Origin of the sequence: Pelagibaculum spongiae (genome assembly GCF_003097315.1) — a bacterium.
GTDB classification, from domain to species: Bacteria; Pseudomonadota; Gammaproteobacteria; order Enterobacterales; family Pelagibaculaceae; genus Pelagibaculum; species Pelagibaculum spongiae.
The window spans coordinates 1-16059 of record NZ_QDDL01000005.1 but is presented as its reverse complement, the minus strand read 5'-3'; the positions used below and the strand labels follow the sequence as shown (position 1 = coordinate 16059).

Annotated in this window: 15 protein-coding genes and 1 pseudogene; 12 read left to right on the top strand and 4 right to left on the bottom strand. The window is 45.4% G+C overall.

Annotated features, from left to right (window positions below):
• Positions 1–388 precede the first annotated feature (388 nt).
• Positions 389–1954 (top strand): 2,3-bisphosphoglycerate-independent phosphoglycerate mutase, encoded by a 1566-nt coding sequence (gpmM, locus tag DC094_RS12520; protein WP_116687753.1) that lies wholly within the window; start codon positions 389–391, stop codon positions 1952–1954.
• A 188-nt stretch (positions 1955–2142) separates the two neighbouring features.
• Here gpmM and DC094_RS12515 read toward each other — a convergent pair.
• Positions 2143–2941 (bottom strand): annotated as a pseudogene (locus tag DC094_RS12515) (IS5 family transposase).
• Between the two features lie 120 nt (positions 2942–3061).
• Between DC094_RS12515 and DC094_RS22425 the strand changes: the two are divergent.
• Positions 3062–3265 (top strand): hypothetical protein, encoded by a 204-nt coding sequence (locus DC094_RS22425; protein ID WP_116687457.1) that lies wholly within the window; start codon positions 3062–3064, stop codon positions 3263–3265.
• Between the two features lie 51 nt (positions 3266–3316).
• Here DC094_RS22425 and DC094_RS12505 read toward each other — a convergent pair whose 3' ends face one another.
• Both DC094_RS12505 and DC094_RS12500 read right to left on the bottom strand, forming a co-directional pair.
• A complete protein-coding gene (locus DC094_RS12505; RefSeq protein ID WP_116687456.1) occupies positions 3317–4027 on the bottom strand; it encodes a hypothetical protein in 711 nt (236 codons plus the stop codon).
• 193 nt (positions 4028–4220) lie between these two features.
• On the bottom strand, positions 4221–5867 hold the full coding sequence (locus DC094_RS12500) for a SulP family inorganic anion transporter (RefSeq protein ID WP_116687455.1): 1647 nt from the start codon (positions 5865–5867) through the stop codon (positions 4221–4223).
• A gap of 257 nt (positions 5868–6124) precedes the next feature.
• Between DC094_RS12500 and DC094_RS12495 the strand changes: the two genes are divergently transcribed.
• From DC094_RS12495 to DC094_RS12450, 10 genes are all read left to right on the top strand, one after another.
• Positions 6125–7210, top strand: coding sequence for a patatin-like phospholipase family protein (locus tag DC094_RS12495; protein ID WP_116687454.1), 1086 nt, complete (start codon positions 6125–6127; stop codon positions 7208–7210).
• A gap of 339 nt (positions 7211–7549) precedes the next feature.
• The gene (locus tag DC094_RS12490) at positions 7550–7939 is read left to right on the top strand and encodes an ATP synthase subunit I (RefSeq protein ID WP_116687453.1); all 390 of its coding nucleotides are present in this window, start codon (positions 7550–7552) and stop codon (positions 7937–7939) included.
• A 5-nt stretch (positions 7940–7944) separates the two neighbouring features.
• A complete protein-coding gene (atpB, locus tag DC094_RS12485; protein ID WP_116687452.1) occupies positions 7945–8772 on the top strand; it encodes a F0F1 ATP synthase subunit A in 828 nt (275 codons plus the stop codon).
• 48 nt (positions 8773–8820) lie between these two features.
• A complete protein-coding gene (gene atpE, locus DC094_RS12480; protein WP_116687451.1) occupies positions 8821–9072 on the top strand; it encodes a F0F1 ATP synthase subunit C in 252 nt (83 codons plus the stop codon).
• 39 nt (positions 9073–9111) lie between these two features.
• Positions 9112–9582: a F0F1 ATP synthase subunit B gene (locus tag DC094_RS12475; protein WP_116687450.1), complete on the top strand. Its 471-nt coding sequence runs from the start codon at positions 9112–9114 to the stop codon at positions 9580–9582.
• An 11-nt stretch (positions 9583–9593) separates the two neighbouring features.
• Positions 9594–10130, top strand: a complete 537-nt coding sequence (locus DC094_RS12470) for a F0F1 ATP synthase subunit delta (protein WP_116687449.1) — start codon at positions 9594–9596, stop codon at positions 10128–10130.
• Between the two features lie 16 nt (positions 10131–10146).
• Positions 10147–11688, top strand: coding sequence for a F0F1 ATP synthase subunit alpha (atpA, locus tag DC094_RS12465; protein WP_116687448.1), 1542 nt, complete (start codon positions 10147–10149; stop codon positions 11686–11688).
• A gap of 65 nt (positions 11689–11753) precedes the next feature.
• Positions 11754–12614, top strand: a complete 861-nt coding sequence (gene atpG / locus DC094_RS12460) for a F0F1 ATP synthase subunit gamma (protein ID WP_116687447.1) — start codon at positions 11754–11756, stop codon at positions 12612–12614.
• A gap of 35 nt (positions 12615–12649) precedes the next feature.
• On the top strand, positions 12650–14047 hold the full coding sequence (gene atpD / locus DC094_RS12455) for a F0F1 ATP synthase subunit beta (RefSeq protein ID WP_116687752.1): 1398 nt from the start codon (positions 12650–12652) through the stop codon (positions 14045–14047).
• 18 nt (positions 14048–14065) lie between these two features.
• Positions 14066–14491, top strand: a complete 426-nt coding sequence (locus DC094_RS12450) for a F0F1 ATP synthase subunit epsilon (RefSeq protein WP_116687446.1) — start codon at positions 14066–14068, stop codon at positions 14489–14491.
• A 65-nt stretch (positions 14492–14556) separates the two neighbouring features.
• On the opposite strand, the gene DC094_RS12445 is transcribed toward DC094_RS12450, so the two are convergent.
• On the bottom strand, positions 14557–15384 hold the full coding sequence (locus tag DC094_RS12445; protein WP_116687445.1) for a hypothetical protein: 828 nt from the start codon (positions 15382–15384) through the stop codon (positions 14557–14559).
• Between the last annotated feature and the right edge of the window lie 675 nt (positions 15385–16059).

The window sequence follows — 16059 nt, the reverse complement described above, 5'->3', positions numbered from 1 at the left end:
GTCGTTCTCATTTCAAAACGAGCCGGCCAAAGAAACGATTGATATACCGTCAAGCAAGTTAGTTTGGGACAAATATTAGTTTTTCAATGGTGCCGCAATCGATTGCTGACTTATCGGTTGGTTATATGAAAGCTGATTGATCTGAGGAGATTTTATCAGCACAGTCATCTTCATAAAGCCGTCATGGCATTGCCATGCAATTGGAAGTTGTTTCAGGAAAAAGTCTTCGAAAGCGAAAAAATTTGATGCAGTGAATTAACCTTGATCTGACAAACGAGGTAGAATGCGCCACTTCAAAATTTAGTTGAACTTGGTTAAGTCGATGATTCAGCTAAATTGATGACTGGTTTGTACCGCTGTTAAATTCTTTAGAATGTTTGGAATTGATATGACTGCATCATCTGCTAAAAAGCCATTGGCGTTAATTATCCTCGACGGTTGGGGACATCGCGTGGCGACTGATTTTAATGCGATTCACACGGCAAAAACGCCTAATTTCGATAAGCTATGGGATGAGTGCCCAAGCACCCTGATTTCTGCATCCGGAATGGATGTAGGTTTACCTGACGGCCAAATGGGTAACTCAGAAGTGGGCCATTTGAACCTTGGTGCTGGTCGAGTGGTTTATCAGGAACTGACTCGAGTCACCAAGTCGGTTGCCGATGGTGATTTCTTCGAAAATGAAGCATTAACGACAGCGGTTGATAAAGCGATTGCCAATAATGGCGCAGTTCATTTGATGGGTTTGATGTCGCAAGGCGGCGTTCATAGTCATGAAGATCATATCTTTGCCATGATGCGTTTGGCAGCAGAACGCGGTGCCAAAAAAGTTTTCCTGCACGCATTCCTTGATGGCCGCGATACGCCACCGCGCAGTGCCAAACCTTCGCTGGAAAAAGCCGATGCGGTATTTGCTGAGCTTTTTGCTGATCGGGAAGGTGAGGGCCGAGTTGCATCGGTTATCGGTCGTTATTTTGCAATGGACCGTGATCAGCGTTGGGAACGAGTAGAAGTTGCTTACGATCTGATCACCCAAGCGAAAAGTGAGTTTGCTGCAACATCTGCGGTTGAAGCGTTGGAAGCAGGTTACGCCCGTGATGAAAATGATGAGTTTATAGCGGCTACGGCTATTCAAGCTCAAGGGCAATCCGTCGCCGAGTTAAATGATGGCGATGCGCTGATCTTTATGAACTTCCGTGCTGACCGTGCTCGTCAAATTACCCGCAGTTTTGTCAACGCTGACTTTGATGGTTTCCCACGTGCCAAGCAGCCAGCATTAAGCGACTTTGTGATGCTGACGCAATATGCAGCCGACATTAAAACCAGCTGTGCTTTCCCGGCCAATTCGCTGAGTAACGTATTGGGTGAATACCTGCAAAGCCAAGGTAAAACCCAGCTGCGAATTGCTGAAACTGAAAAGTATGCGCATGTGACTTTCTTTTTCAGTGGTGGTCGTGAAGATGAATTTGAAGGTGAAACTCGAATTTTGATTCCTTCTCCGAAGGTTGCTACCTACGATCTACAGCCAGAAATGAATGCACCTCTGCTGACAGAAAAGCTGCAACATGCATTAACTTGCGGCGAATATGACGCGATCATCTGCAATTATGCGAATTCAGATATGGTTGGTCACACAGGTTCATTTGAAGCTGCCGTGCAAGCAATCGAAGCATTAGATGACTGTATCGGTAAAGTGGTCGCAACCGTTCGTGAAGCCGGTGCTGAATGTTTGATCACTGCTGACCACGGTAACTCTGAAAAGATGCGTGATGAGCAAACCGGCCAAGCGCACACCGCACACACTTCTGAGCCTGTACCCTTCATTTATGTAGGTCGTGATGCCCAAGCTGTTGAAGGCGGCATGCTATCAGACGTAGCGCCAACCATGTTGGCGTTAATGGGTTTAGATCAGCCAGCAGAAATGACTGGAAAGCCGTTGATGTTGGTTAAATAAATTTAATTTATTTTTCAGTAATAATAAAAAAGCCCTACTGGTAAATTCCAGCGGGGCTTTTTTATACACGAGATAATAGTTTCCACTATTTTTTCCTATTGATTAGTAAATTTAATGTTGTGGATTCGTATCAATTAACTTTTTACGATGATTTGATCACTAAAAATAAAATTAATATAAGAACCTGTTTAGGATCTCTGAAGCAGTAGCCTTAAGAAAGCTAAGTGGATGAAACTTAAGCTACTGTTTAACAATCTTTCACAGTTTTTCTATAGCCTTCGGTTCTTTTCCAGCCAGGCAAATGATCGCTCCACTACCCAACGTTGTGGAATAACTTTAAAAGTGTGTAACTCTGATCTTTTTGCCACTTGAACCTTGGATGAAATAAGCAAATTAACACCTTCAGAAAATGGTTTTCCAGTATACCCACCATCAACCAAAATATTATCTATATCGGATAAATTGTCTTGGTGAGATTCAATTAAAAACAAACCGCCTTCCCTGTCTGAAACGTCTGCAGTAGACACGGCAACTGCATGTGGTAAACCGCCATGATCGACCAGAATATGCCGCTTGATCCCAGATACTTTTTTGCCAGCGTCATACCCTTTTTCTTCAGCAGTATCAGTGTTTTTTACACTTTGTGCGTCGATGATGCCAAAGCTAGTCTTCTTCTGGCGGCCTTGCTTCTTTCGCTCCTCGCCAACCTGATTTTTTTAAAGCCTGCTCAAGAGGGCTTGGGCCACCATCTTGTGCAGGTTCTTTCCAAATTTTGTAATAGGAATAAATGCACTGCCATTTTGGAAAGTCATGAGGAATACAGCGCCAAGGGCAGCCTGTTCTCAAAAGATACAAGAGCGCACAAAATACTTCATAAAGATCAATTTGCCGGGGTTTTGTTTGCTTGCGAGCACTTTCAAGTATGGGAGAAATCAAGGCAAATTTTTCACGGGTTACATCGCTGGGATAAGGCTGTCTTTCGGACATCAAAGGCTGCTACATAAGTACTTTGATTGTAATTATCTCACAGCATAGAGATTCTAAACAGGTTCTAAGAAAGGCTTTCGCTGATGTTCTCCCAGACGAATTTACCACGTTGGCTGTGAGGTGTTGGCGATTCGGATTGGTCCATATTCTAAAAGTTACCCAAACAAAAAACTGTATGTTGTTAATATAGCTTTCAGTATTGGTTGTGATGCTGAGGCTTTTGAAGGCGGCATGTTGTCAGACGTAGCGCCGACCATGTTGTCGTTAATGGGTCTGAATCAGCCAGCAGAAATGACCGGAAAGCCGTTGATGTTGGTGAAGTAAATTTTATTTATTTTATTTTTACAGTGATAATAAAAAAGCCCTGTCTGTTAATTAAGACATATCATCACTGCTTTCAATTTTCAAATCAAACTCTGGAGAATATCCTTCATTTTTAAGCGCTGTAAATTTAGCTTTAATAAGTTGTTTTGCGCTAAGCCAAGCGAGGCGACTTGGGCGAGTATCGGGGATTTCTCCATGTTCAAGTTTAGGATATGCTCGCATTCCTTTTTGATATTCCCCTGCTATTATACTGTAAAGATTTATACGGTAAGGATCATTCTTTAAGAAAATGAAAAAAGGCGACTTACCATTTTTTGAAAAATTTTTTTTAATGTAGTGAAGCCTTTTGCATAAAGATAAAATCTCTAATGTTTTTTTTTGGCCTAAGTAATACGTGAATTCATCATGTGCACGTACAAGAGTTTTTCCAAACATGCTGGAGTCTATAAGAAGAATTTTTTTTTGTATTAATTTGATTCTATAATTATCAAAGTGTTGATTTAATAATAGTCTATTGTCAATTAAATCATCTTTAATGCTGAAGGGGATTAATTCTCCGCTTGTATCATCATTGCACAAGACTTGTAGTCCAGCGATAACCAAACAAGGGGATCCGCCAAGCCCTAAATAATAATATTCTTCAGGTTTGAAGTGGTCAATTATTAAGTTGCAGAGTTCAAATAATTCCTTTACATTTTCATCAGAAAAATTGATTAGTACTCTGTTTGTGCTTATTGTATGTTTTTTTGTCAAATCATCCATGTTTTGTAAACCATTCTCTCTTGTAGCGCGCTCAAATTACTGAAACCAGATGATTGTAATAAGCCAAGCGTGCTCTAGAATTTGTGCAGTACAATTTACAGTAGGCTGCTGCATAGCATTAGGCAATTTTATAGCCCAAACAACCGATCAAACCTTATCTTTAATACTATTAGGCTTCAGCATTCATAAATTATTATTTTACATGCTGCTCAATCGCTAGCTGCAAATTATCTAGATAATTACTCTCACCAATTAATTTATGCAGTCTTAGTTTGTGTAATATTTCTTTTGGTTGTTTTTGTGCACCACAAATCTTCACCTGCTTTCCTTGGCGAAGTGCTTCCTGGCAGATATCTTCCAGCATCATCGACGTGGTTAATCCAATATATTGGGTGGCTTGTAAGTCGATAATTAATAACTGGTAATTTTGGTATTGGTTTAATCGTTGGCTGACATCTTTAGCAACACCAAAAGTGATCGGACTATTTAGTTGCAGCAATACCACCTGTTCACCCAGCTGATTTAATTGTTGCTGTAAGTCGGCAGATAAATTTTTAGGCGGTTGTTTGCCGCTGGTAATCACCAGATTTTTACTTTGGTGGCGGCTTAACCGATCGAGGCTACCGATATTGGCAATAAATACACCAACAGCAACTGCGGTAATTAAATCTACCAATACTGTTAGCAGCATCACTATCAGCATCAAACCCACTGAAGACAGCGGCGAGTGATGTAATCGCTTTAAATAATTCCAATCAATAATGTCGATACCGACCTTAACCAGAATCGCGGCAAGCGCTGCTTGGGGTATTTGCTCGGTCAGGCCGCCAGCGCCGAGTGCAATCGCCAGTAATATGAGTGAGTGGAGTATGCCGGAAATGCGACTGTTGCCGCCGGCACGAATATTAACCACGGTACGCATGGTTGCGCCGGCACCGGGTAATCCACCTAAAAAACCTGCCGCAATATTGCCTATGCCTTGGCCAATCAGCTCTTTATTGGAATTGTGCTGAGTGCGGGTCATGTTGTCGGCGACTAAGGAAGTCAGCAGAGAATCCAAGCTGCCCAGTACCGCCAGTAATAATGCTGATTTGATCATCACTGCTAATAAAGTGGCATCAAACACTGGCCAATGCAGAGACGGCAGTCCGCTGGGTACTTCGCCAAGTAAAGCGAGTTCGCCAGACAGCAATTGATTACTCAGCAGCAAGCTGACAATCAGTACTAATAAAGGAGAGGGTAACCAGCGATTGAATTTTTTCGGCCATAACAATAGTAAGCCAAGACACAAAGCGGATAAGCCCGCTTCGGTAAGGTTTATTTGGCCCAGTTGCTGAGGCAGCAACTGTAACGCTTGAATCACATTGGATGCGCCGCTATGACCAACTAAGATGCCCAGTTGCAACACAATAATGATCAAGCCGATGCCAGACATAAAACCAGAAATCACCGGAAAGGGCATTTGGGTTAAATAACGACCAAGTTTGAAGCTGCCAAAAAGAATCTGAAAAACACCGGCTAGCATGATCACAGTAAAAGCTAATACTAGTGAGCTCTCACTAGCGTAATGATTCAGCTCCGCCAGGATAGTGACCATTACAACGGTCATCGGGCCGGTCGGACCAGAAATTTGAGTTTTGGTGCCACCAAAAATCGCAGCAAAAAAACCAACGCCAATTGCACCATATAAACCGGCTACCGCACCGAGTCCCGAGCTAACGCCAAAAGCCAGCGCGAGAGGAAGTGCTACTATAGCTGCGGTCAGACCACCAAAAAGGTCGCCAATCAATTTTGAAAAATCGCCGTTGGAAAAACGCGATAACTTAGTTGTGCTGCCCATGTATCTTTACTGCTCTAACGTGCTGAGAATTTGACCAGATCAAGAAGATGCGGGTCAGGAAGGTGAGGAGAAATTCTAGCATGCCCTGTCAAACCTCAATGGGCCCAAGGTCAAACGGATAACTATTTTCACTGTGCTGTCTTTGTATCTGATTTCTGAAATATTCAATTTCGTCTCAGCTATTGCTGAGTTTGTGTCAAGTGTCGTTTAATCCATCCGCGATAAACCTCTATTAATAGCGAGTTGTAAAACAACGGATGAGTGATCTTTTAATCCAGGCTGGGCCAAAAGCCTATCGCCACATTCAACAGCACGGACTTCGAGCCAAAGACATTGGTGCGATTATCGGTGCTTCTGGTGCGGTTAAATGGTTGGCAATTTATGGTTTGGACTGCGCAATTTTTGGCCAATGGTTAAAAAATGAGCTGACAGCTGAAGACAAACCGATTGCTTTGTATGGCACATCTATTGGTGCTTGGAAGCTGGCGGCGGCCGCCCAGAATGATCCGGTGGCGGCAATGACTGCCTTGGCAGAATCATATATCGATCAGAGCTATGCCAAAGGGGTTACACCGGCAGAAATTGCTGCTAATGCGATTAAAATGCTTGATCGATTTTTGCCTGAGCAGGCGGTGGATGAAATTTTACAGCAGCCTAATCTGCACTACTCACTAGGCACCATTCGTTGCCATGGCTTATTAGGTAGCGATAGCGTTAAAAAGCAGCTACTGGGAATGATTGCAGGATATTTGAAGAACGTTGTTGGCTATCAAGCACTGCACAGCAGTATGGATCGGGTGATTTTTCATGATCAGCGATACCAGCCTGCATTTGGCAGTGATTATGGCTTTGCCCATCACCATGTGAAGTTGACTGGCGATAACTTCCGCCAAGCATTGTTAGCATCAGGGTCAATCCCGTGCGTGCTGCCAGGCGTAGCGAATATCAAAGGTGCGCCAAAAGGGGTGTATCGCGATGGCGGACTGCTCGATTACCATCCTGCACTCAAATTTTTGGACGCTTGCGATCAAAGATTGGTGTTATACCCACACTTTTACTCTCACCTGACACCTTGTTGGTTTGATAAGCCGCTGAAGCATCGTCGAGCAAATGGAAAGGTGTTGGATAATGTCATTTTATTATCGCCAACAAAAAAATTTGTTGAGAAATTACCCTATTCAAAAATTCCTGATCGACAAGATTTTCGACACTTTCAGGGCCGAGATGATCAAAGAAAAGCTTATTGGCGAGAGGCGATGGAAGCTAGTAAACGATTAGGAAGCGCTTTTCTTGAGCTACAACAAGAAAGTGATATTTTAAGATATATCAAATTAATTGATTGATATAAAAAGGTAATTTCAGGTGTGATTGCTAAAAAACTTAGATTGTAAATATAAATCTACCTGAATTTTGATCCATGTCTGGGCTACTCCCAAAGAGGTAGCTGTATGGTTTTCGCCACTCGCCCGCTTGTGCTTGTCATGATGTTGATCAGCGACAAAATGACGCGTCAAGTGATAATACAAACTGCCACTATTCTTTTTCGTGTTGAACGGTGGAGGGCGAATCATTATACTTCCGGCCGACTCTCAAGGAGTTAAGAGCTGGGTTTTGGGTTGTAATCAGGATAAGTAGATGAAAAGTAACGATTTCACCTGCAAGGTTCTGATGGTTTAATCGGAATGTTGCAGCATATTGCCAAAACGAATCGACGTAATGCGTTTCGATTCATTGGTTGGCAGCTTATTGTCAGTTTTCTGGCAGCCACGTTATCGTGGCTCATTTCTGATGCTCATGGCGCGTTATCGGCGTTAATGGGTGGCCTAGTCAACACCACTTCCTGCTTATATTTTGCCCACCGAGTGTTCGCTCGCTCCGGTGTTAAGGCAGCTCGGCAAGTTGCCGGGGATTTTTATAAGGGCGAAGCAATGAGAATAGTCATTGCGGTTGTGTTGATGGTGTTGGTAATCAAATTGCTTAACGTCACCATGCTGGCCACTCTTTTTGGGTTTGCAGCAGCACAATTGGTATTTTGGGGCGCGCCTCTGATATTTAAGACAAATAAGGTGTAACTGACATGAGTGCGACTGAGACTGCAGCGAGTACCGGACCAGCTAACGCAGCTGAGTATATTCAGGGCCACCTGCAGAATATGACTTTCGGCCAACATGCCGATGGTAGCTGGGGACTGGCGCATTCAGCCCAGCAAGCTTCAGATATGGGATTCTGGGCGTTTCATGTAGATACGCTGGGTGTTTCAATTATTCTGGGCCTGATCTTTTTAGTGTTTTTCCGCATAGCGGCTAAACGTGCAGTAACCGGCGTTCCTGGTAGCTTGCAAAATTTTGTAGAAATACTGGTCGAATTTGTCGACGGTAGCGTTAAAGATACTTTCTCTGGCAAAAGCAATCTGATCGGCCCATTGGGTCTGACGATTTTTGTCTGGGTATTCATGATGAACTTTATGGATTTAATCCCGGTTGATTTAGCGGCCTGGCTTGGATTGCATATCAAAATTGTTCCAACTACTGACCCTAACCTGACGCTGGGTATGTCCATGTCAGTGTTTGCTTTGATCATTTTCTACAGCATCAAAGTCAAGGGTATCGGTGGCTTTATTGGTGAACTGACACTTCAGCCTTTTGGCAAGTGGATGATCCCTTTCAACTTCTTGTTAGAGGGTGTTGGCCTGATCGCCAAGCCAATCTCTCTGGCGTTGCGACTGTTCGGTAACCTGTACGCAGGCGAACTGTTGTTCATCTTGATCGCATTATTACCAGTGTATTTACAGTGGATGTTGGGTGTTCCATGGGCCATCTTCCACATTCTGGTAATCGTGCTTCAGGCCTTTATCTTCATGATGTTAACCATCGTCTATATGGCAATGGCGCACGAGCATCATTAATTTTTTACTTGTAACAACACAACTCTAAACAGTTCTGGAGGATGAACGATGGAAACTGTAATTGGCTTCACTGCGATCGCCGTTGCGTTATTGATCGGCCTGGGTGCACTAGGTACTGCGATTGGTTTTGGTATCTTGGGCGGAAAATTCTTGGAAGGCGCTGCGCGTCAACCAGAAATGGTTCCAATGCTGCAGGTTAAAATGTTTATCGTAGCTGGCTTGCTGGACGCGGTAACCATGATCGGTGTAGGTATTGCTTTGTTCTTTACCTTTGCCAACCCCTTTATCAGTCAGCTGTAAAATAAACTCTTTTCCATCTGACTAGCGAGGGACTTGGTTGTGAATATCAATGCCACCCTTTTGGGTGAAATGATCACCTTCGCCCTGTTCGTGTGGTTCACCATGAAATATGTGTGGCCACCGGTGATCACCGCTCTGCGTGAGCGTCAGCAAAAAATTGCTGATGGTCTTGCGGCGGCTGAGCGAGGTGCTCAAGAACTAGAAGCAGCTAAAGCTGATGTGGACCAGGCGATTGCCGAAGCCAAACAGCAAGCAGCGGTAGTTCTAGATAGCGCTAATAAGCGGGCAAACCAGATCGTTGAGGAAGCTAAGGATGCAGCACGTGAAGAAGGCGAACGCCTGATCACTGCAGCCAAAGCAGAAATTGACCAGCAAGTTAACCAGGCGCGTGAAGCATTGCGTAGTCAGGTTGCAGCTTTGGCAGTTTCTGGTGCGGAGCAAATCCTTAAATCCTCTATCGATGAGAAAGCACACAGCGAGCTTTTAAATAAGCTGGTTGCTGAACTGTAAACGAGGCGGCTATGGCTGAAGCAATTACCATCGCAAGACCCTACGCCCGAGCAGCTTTTGAGTTCGCTAGGGAAGCGGGCGATCTGGATGGCTGGTCGCAGATGCTGGGGCTTGCAGGGCAGGTTGCATCTGATGCAACCATGCAGCAGTTCCTGCATAACCCTAAAGCGACCCGTGAACAGATCACTGAGGGTTTTCTCAGCGTCTGTAAGGATGAGCTCAACGATTTGGGGCGTAACTTTTTAAAGTTATTGTCTGAAAATGATCGTTTGGCGGCACTGCCAGAAATTGCAGTTCTTTTTGAACAGCATAAAGCTGAGCTGGGGCACATCGCCCAAGTTCAAGTGACTTCTGCAGTTGCATTCCCAAGTGCGCTGAAAGACAAGCTGGCTGAGGCACTCAAGCGCAATTTAGGTCAGGACGTACGCCTTGCTTTTGACGAGGACGTAAGTTTGATCGGTGGCGCGGTGATCCGGGCTGGAGACAAGGTGATCGACGGATCGGTGCGTGGCAAATTGCAACGCTTGGCCGACACCGTAAAGGTTTGATGAAGGATACAGAGCAATGCAACTAAATCCATCTGAAATCAGTGAACTGATCAAGCAAAGAATCGGTTCATTCGACGGTGCGGCTGAGGCGAGAACCGAAGGCACCATCGTTAGCGTTTCTGACGGCATCATCCGTATACATGGCCTAGAAGCGGTTATGTACGGTGAAATGATTGAACTGCCAGGTGGCGTTTTCGCTATGGCACTGAACCTAGAGCGTGACTCTGTTGGTGCAGTGGTACTGGGCGGCTTCGGTCATCTGTCTGAAGGCGACACCGCTCGCTGTACTGGCCGTATCCTTGAGGTACCGGTTGGTCGTGAGCTGATTGGCCGAGTGGTAGATCCACTGGGAAATCCAATCGACGGTAAGGGCCCTCTGGGCACTACCCAAACTAGCCCAATCGAGAAGGTTGCACCTGGTGTAATCGCTCGACAGTCTGTAGACCAACCGATGCAAACCGGTATTAAGTCTATCGACTCGATGGTGCCAATCGGCCGTGGCCAGCGTGAGCTGATCATCGGTGACCGCCAGATCGGTAAGACGGCGGTAGCGATTGATACCATTATCAACCAGAAGGGCACTGGTATTATTTGTGTTTACGTAGCAATCGGCCAAAAAGCGTCGACTATTGCTAACGTAGTGCGCAAATTAGAAGAGCACGGCGCAATGGCTCACACCATTATTGTTGCCGCTGGCGCTTCTGACCCAGCAGCGCTGCAATTTATTGCACCGTTTGCCGGTTGTACCATGGGCGAATTCTTCCGTGATAGCGGTGAAGATGCTCTAGCAGTTTATGATGATTTGACCAAGCAAGCTTGGGCATATCGTCAGATCTCCCTGCTATTGAAACGTCCTCCAGGACGTGAAGCATATCCAGGTGACGTTTTCTATCTGCATTCTCGTTTGTTAGAGCGCGCAGCTCGAATCAACGCTGAGTATGTTGAAAAGATTACCGACGGTAGGGTGAAAGGCAAAACCGGTTCTTTGACCGCTCTGCCAATCATCGAAACCCAGGCTGGTGACGTATCTGCCTTCGTTCCGACTAACGTAATTTCGATTACTGACGGTCAGATCTTCCTTGAAACCGATCTGTTTAACTCCGGTATCCGTCCGGCGATGAACGCGGGTATTTCGGTATCTCGAGTAGGTGGTGCAGCACAGACCAAGATCATCAAGAAGTTGGGCGGTGGTATTCGTCTGGCACTGGCGCAGTATCGTGAGTTGGCAGCATTCGCACAGTTTGCTTCCGATCTTGACGATGCGACTCGTGCACAGTTAGAACACGGCCAACGAGTGATCGAGCTGATGAAGCAAGGTCAGTTTGCAACCATGAAGATTGCCGAAATGGCAGTGGTTCTGTTTGCAGCCGAGAAAGGTTATCTGAAAAGCATCGAAGTAACGAAAGTATGTGACTTCGAGCGAGGCCTGATTGAATTCATGAACTCAAGCAAAACTGAGTTAATGGACAAAATCAACGAGACAGCTGCCTACGATAAAGAAATCGAAGCAGCGCTGTCCGAAGGCATCGAAGCGTTTATCAATACAGGTACCTGGTAGAACACTAGCGTGCGCAGCCACCTGGCTGCGCACGTCGGTAACTGACTCAATACGGATGCAGACAAATGGCCGTCGGAAAAGAGATTCGGACCCAGATCAACAGTATTAAAAATACGCAAAAGATCACCGGGGCTATGCAGATGGTCGCGGCGAGTAAGATGCGTAAGACTCAGGCTCGCATGAATGCGACCCGACCTTATGCTCAGAAGATTCGTAGCGTAATAGGTCACCTTGCAAAAGGTCACCCTGAATACCATCACCCATGGCTGCAGGCGCGTGAAGTAAAGCGCGTGGGCTATATCGTGGTCTCCTCTGACCGGGGACTCTGCGGCGGCCTGAACAACAACTTGTTCCGCACACTGGTGAAAGATTTCCAGGGTTGGACGGAAAAAGGTATCGAAGTAGATCTTTGCCTGATTGGTAGTAAGGCAAATGGTTTACTCAGTCGACTGGGCTTAAATGTCTTGGCAAGCGCCAGCCATTTGGGTGATCAGCCGGCAGCGCAAGATTTGATTGGCCCCACCAAAGTCATGCTTGATGCCTTTGATGCAGGCAAGCTTGATCAGATTTTCCTGGTGTACAACGAATTTGTAAACACCATGACCCAGCAACCGACTTTTGAGCAGCTGTTGCCAGCGCCAAAAGTTGAGGAAGAAGAGCTGGATCATTACTGGGATTACATCTACGAACCAGATGCAAAAGAGCTGATGGGTAGCTTATTGCATCGTTATGTAGAATCTCAGATTTACCAAGGCGTTGTAGAGAACATCGCAAGTGAGCAGGCAGCTCGGATGGTGGCAATGAAGTCCGCCTCTGAAAACGCCGGTAATTTGATTGAAGAATTACAACTTGTTTATAACAAGGCTCGCCAAACTGCGATCACCCAGGAACTTTCCGAAATTGTTAGTGGTGCCGCTGCCGTTTGATGCAGTCGCTGATGCAAAGTTACGAGGAACAGACAATGAGTGCTGGTAAGATCGTTGAAATCATCGGAGCGGTGATTGACGTAGAATTTCCGCGCGATAGCGTGCCGAAAATCTACGACGCACTGCTTGTAGAAGAAAAAGGCCTCACCCTGGAAGTTCAGCAGCAGCTGGGCGACGGCATTGTACGTTGTATTGCCATGGGTGTGTCCGACGGCTTAAGCCGTGGGTTAGCTTGTGTTAACACTAATGCGCCAATCATGGTTCCAGTAGGCAAGCATTGCCTAGGTCGTATCATGGACGTATTGGGTAACCCAATTGATGAGTGTGGTGAAATCGGCGAAGAAGAGCGTATGCCAATTCACCGTGCTGCACCTACCTTTGCTGAGCAAGCAGGTGGTAACGAGTTGCTGGAAACCGGCATCAAAGTTATCGACTTGGTTTGCCCTTTCGCTAAGGGTGGTAAAGTGGGTTTGTTCGGTGGTGCCGGTGTTGGTAAAACCGTAAACATGATGGAATTGATCAACAACATCGCAATCAAGCATTCCGGTTTATCGGTATTTGCTGGTGTGGGTGAGCGTACTCGTGAAGGTAACGACTTCTATCACGAAATGCAGGAATCCGGCGTTGTAAACGTTGAGCAATTTGATAAGTCAAAAGTTGCCATGGTTTATGGTCAGATGAATGAGCCTCCAGGTAACCGCCTGCGTGTTGCTTTGACAGGTCTGACAATGGCTGAGAAGTTCCGTGATGAAGGTCGTGACGTATTGTTGTTCGTTGACAACATTTACCGTTACACCTTGGCCGGTACTGAAGTATCTGCACTGTTAGGCCGTATGCCTTCAGCGGTAGGTTATCAGCCAACTCTGGCTGAAGAGATGGGTGTTTTGCAGGAGCGTATTACCTCCACAAAATCAGGTTCCATCACTTCAATCCAAGCAGTATACGTACCTGCGGATGACTTGACTGACCCATCTCCTGCAACCACATTCTCGCATTTGGATGCAACGGTTGTATTGAGTCGTGATATCGCTTCTAAGGGTATTTACCCTGCGGTAGATCCACTGGACTCAACTTCACGTCAGTTAGATCCATTGGTAATCGGCGAAGAGCACTTTACTACAGCGCGTGGTGTTCAAAATACCTTGCAGCGTTATAAAGAGCTGAAAGATATCATCGCCATCCTGGGTATGGATGAACTGTCTGAAGAAGATAAGCTGTTGGTGGCGCGTGCACGTAAAGTGGAACGTTTCCTATCTCAGCCTTTCTTCGTAGCAGAAATCTTCACCGGTTCTCCAGGTAAGTATGTTTCTCTGAAAGATACCATCGCCGGCTTTAAAGGCATTTTGGCTGGCGACTTCGATAGTCTGCCAGAGCAAGCTTTCTACATGGTAGGTTCGATCGAAGAAGCTACTGAGAAAGCCAAGAGCCTGTAAAGCTAAGGGGGACAGAGTATGAAGACCATTCAGGTCGAAGTCGTTAGCTCGGAGAAGTCTATTTTTTCCGGTAGCTGCGAGATGGTGGTAGCCACCGCAGACAGTGGCGATCTGGGTATCTCACCCGGCCACGCGCCTCTGCTGTCCCGCCTTAAGCCCGGTATTGTCCGTTTGATTAAAGGCGAAGGTCAGGAAGAAGAAGTGTTATATGTGTCGGGTGGAATGCTAGAAATTCAACCGCATGTTGTCACCATTCTGGCCGATGCTTGTGAGAGAGCTGAAAACCTCGACGCCGCTGCAGCAGAAGCTGCACGCAAAGCCGCCGAGAAGCAGCTTTCTGAGCAAAAGGACACACTGGACTTTGCCCAGGTGCAGAAAGAACTGGCTCAAGCTGCCGCGCAACTGCGTTCTGTGGAGATCCTCCGCAAGATTCGTAAGGCGTAAATCCGCAAGGATTATCAGCGAGCTAAAAAACCCGCACTCAGGAAACTGGATGCGGGTTTTTTTTGTTAATGCCGTCTTGGAGGTACTAGAGGTGGCGTGCCAGGTGGCAATAATGGTTTCTTTTTGTTGCCTGCAAAAAGGCTTCTAGGATCACTTACACTCGCTACAGGCTCGGCTCTTTGGAGTGCGCGACAAAGATCCGAATAAAAGTTGAGGGAGGTAGGATCAAGTCCGACGTTTGGAAACTTAATATTTTTGACATGCTTATCTGTGTCGTCCAATAAAATATAATAGGGGCGACGACCTGGAAAGATTAATCCTTGATCAAGCCAATAATCGATAATTATATCCTTGGTAATGCTAGCCGCTTGAACACCTTTTATAACTGCAAGTTTGCTCTGAACATCCGTAATCGAATCCCAGCCAGGATTAGCGAACATCGAATGTGCCATATCATCAAATGGGACTCTGGTTAGAAAATAGGCGTCATGTTGAAATAAGCCACGGTGTGCTCCTCCACGCATCTTTTGACTGGTCTGAAATAGCACATCAAGCGTTACCCCAAGGTTAGACATGCTGTAGGGCCCTTTCGTTATTACAACGATTTGAACCCTGCCTTTAAGGTCGCCAGAAAATATTCTTTTGAATATCTCGGTATATGCGCTGTGGTTGACGGGCGTGAATGAGCTGTTGATGTGCTCTGGAGTACGGTCTCTAACAGCGGTTTTGATTCCTTTTAACTTAGGGATTGGCGAGCCAGAGAAATTTAGCTTTTTTTCCGGGTATCCCTGACGAGCATAGAAATCTGCAGCAGTTGTTTTATGCGGAATGCTCTCATCAGATGAGACTAACAGCGTGCCATCAACATCTAAGCAAAGTACACACTCAATCATTTTTCTTCCTTGAAGTTTTTTTGAAATCAGTAAGATATTTGAAATTTATAGAATATATAGAATAGCAGCCATGAAATAACCTTGGCTTTTGTTGGTAATGTCTTCATTTTGCTTAAACGTAGTTGACTAAAGATCACAATCAACCACTTAGCTTGCACATTACCGATAACTTACTTTTTCTGGCAGATTCTTTAGCAAAGCGCTTGTGTTCTGTCTTTAGATACCTATAATGCGACCTCGCTGTCACGGCAGCAACGCAAACAGAACGAGACACGAACAACGAGACACAACGAATTGAACGGCTTTTAGCCAGTCAGACTGTTTGTTTCACTAGGTTTTTAAAGCTTTCTACTCGAAAGCGCCGTTTTAAAAACTTTTACAGTTCGCTTCAACATTCTGCTTGACAATTTGGTTTCGCATTGTAGAATGCGCAGCCTACTCGCTCAGCGCAGCCCGCTGAGTTGGCTCTTTAACAACTTATCATTCATGCAATTTGTGTGGACACTTGCAGGTGACGATCGACAATCAAAAGTCGATTTGATGCTTCTCTTAAGAATTTATTCTTACGGGATTTATCTAGCGCACCGATCAAGTGACCATGAAAGAATATCAAGCTTATGCTTGTGTTCAAGATTGGCCAGATTGATCACCTCAATTTTTAAATTGAAGAGTTTG

What these genes read in the sequence shown, in the direction of transcription:
- atpE (WP_116687451.1), top strand. Translation starts at nt 8,821, where the DNA reads ATGGAAACTGTAATTGGCTTCACTGCGATCGCCGTTGCGTTATTGATC.
- atpG (WP_116687447.1), top strand. Translation starts at nt 11,754, where the DNA reads ATGGCCGTCGGAAAAGAGATTCGGACCCAGATCAACAGTATTAAAAAT.
- atpA (WP_116687448.1), top strand. Translation starts at nt 10,147, where the DNA reads ATGCAACTAAATCCATCTGAAATCAGTGAACTGATCAAGCAAAGAATC.
- DC094_RS12490 (WP_116687453.1), top strand. Translation starts at nt 7,550, where the DNA reads ATGTTGCAGCATATTGCCAAAACGAATCGACGTAATGCGTTTCGATTC.
- gpmM (WP_116687753.1), top strand. Translation starts at nt 389, where the DNA reads ATGACTGCATCATCTGCTAAAAAGCCATTGGCGTTAATTATCCTCGAC.
- atpB (WP_116687452.1), top strand. Translation starts at nt 7,945, where the DNA reads ATGAGTGCGACTGAGACTGCAGCGAGTACCGGACCAGCTAACGCAGCT.
- atpD (WP_116687752.1), top strand. Translation starts at nt 12,650, where the DNA reads ATGAGTGCTGGTAAGATCGTTGAAATCATCGGAGCGGTGATTGACGTA.
- DC094_RS12505 (WP_116687456.1), bottom strand. Translation starts at nt 4,027, where the DNA reads ATGGATGATTTGACAAAAAAACATACAATAAGCACAAACAGAGTACTA.
- DC094_RS12450 (WP_116687446.1), top strand. Translation starts at nt 14,066, where the DNA reads ATGAAGACCATTCAGGTCGAAGTCGTTAGCTCGGAGAAGTCTATTTTT.
- DC094_RS12445 (WP_116687445.1), bottom strand. Translation starts at nt 15,384, where the DNA reads ATGATTGAGTGTGTACTTTGCTTAGATGTTGATGGCACGCTGTTAGTC.
- DC094_RS12495 (WP_116687454.1), top strand. Translation starts at nt 6,125, where the DNA reads ATGAGTGATCTTTTAATCCAGGCTGGGCCAAAAGCCTATCGCCACATT.
- DC094_RS12470 (WP_116687449.1), top strand. Translation starts at nt 9,594, where the DNA reads ATGGCTGAAGCAATTACCATCGCAAGACCCTACGCCCGAGCAGCTTTT.
- DC094_RS12500 (WP_116687455.1), bottom strand. Translation starts at nt 5,867, where the DNA reads ATGGGCAGCACAACTAAGTTATCGCGTTTTTCCAACGGCGATTTTTCA.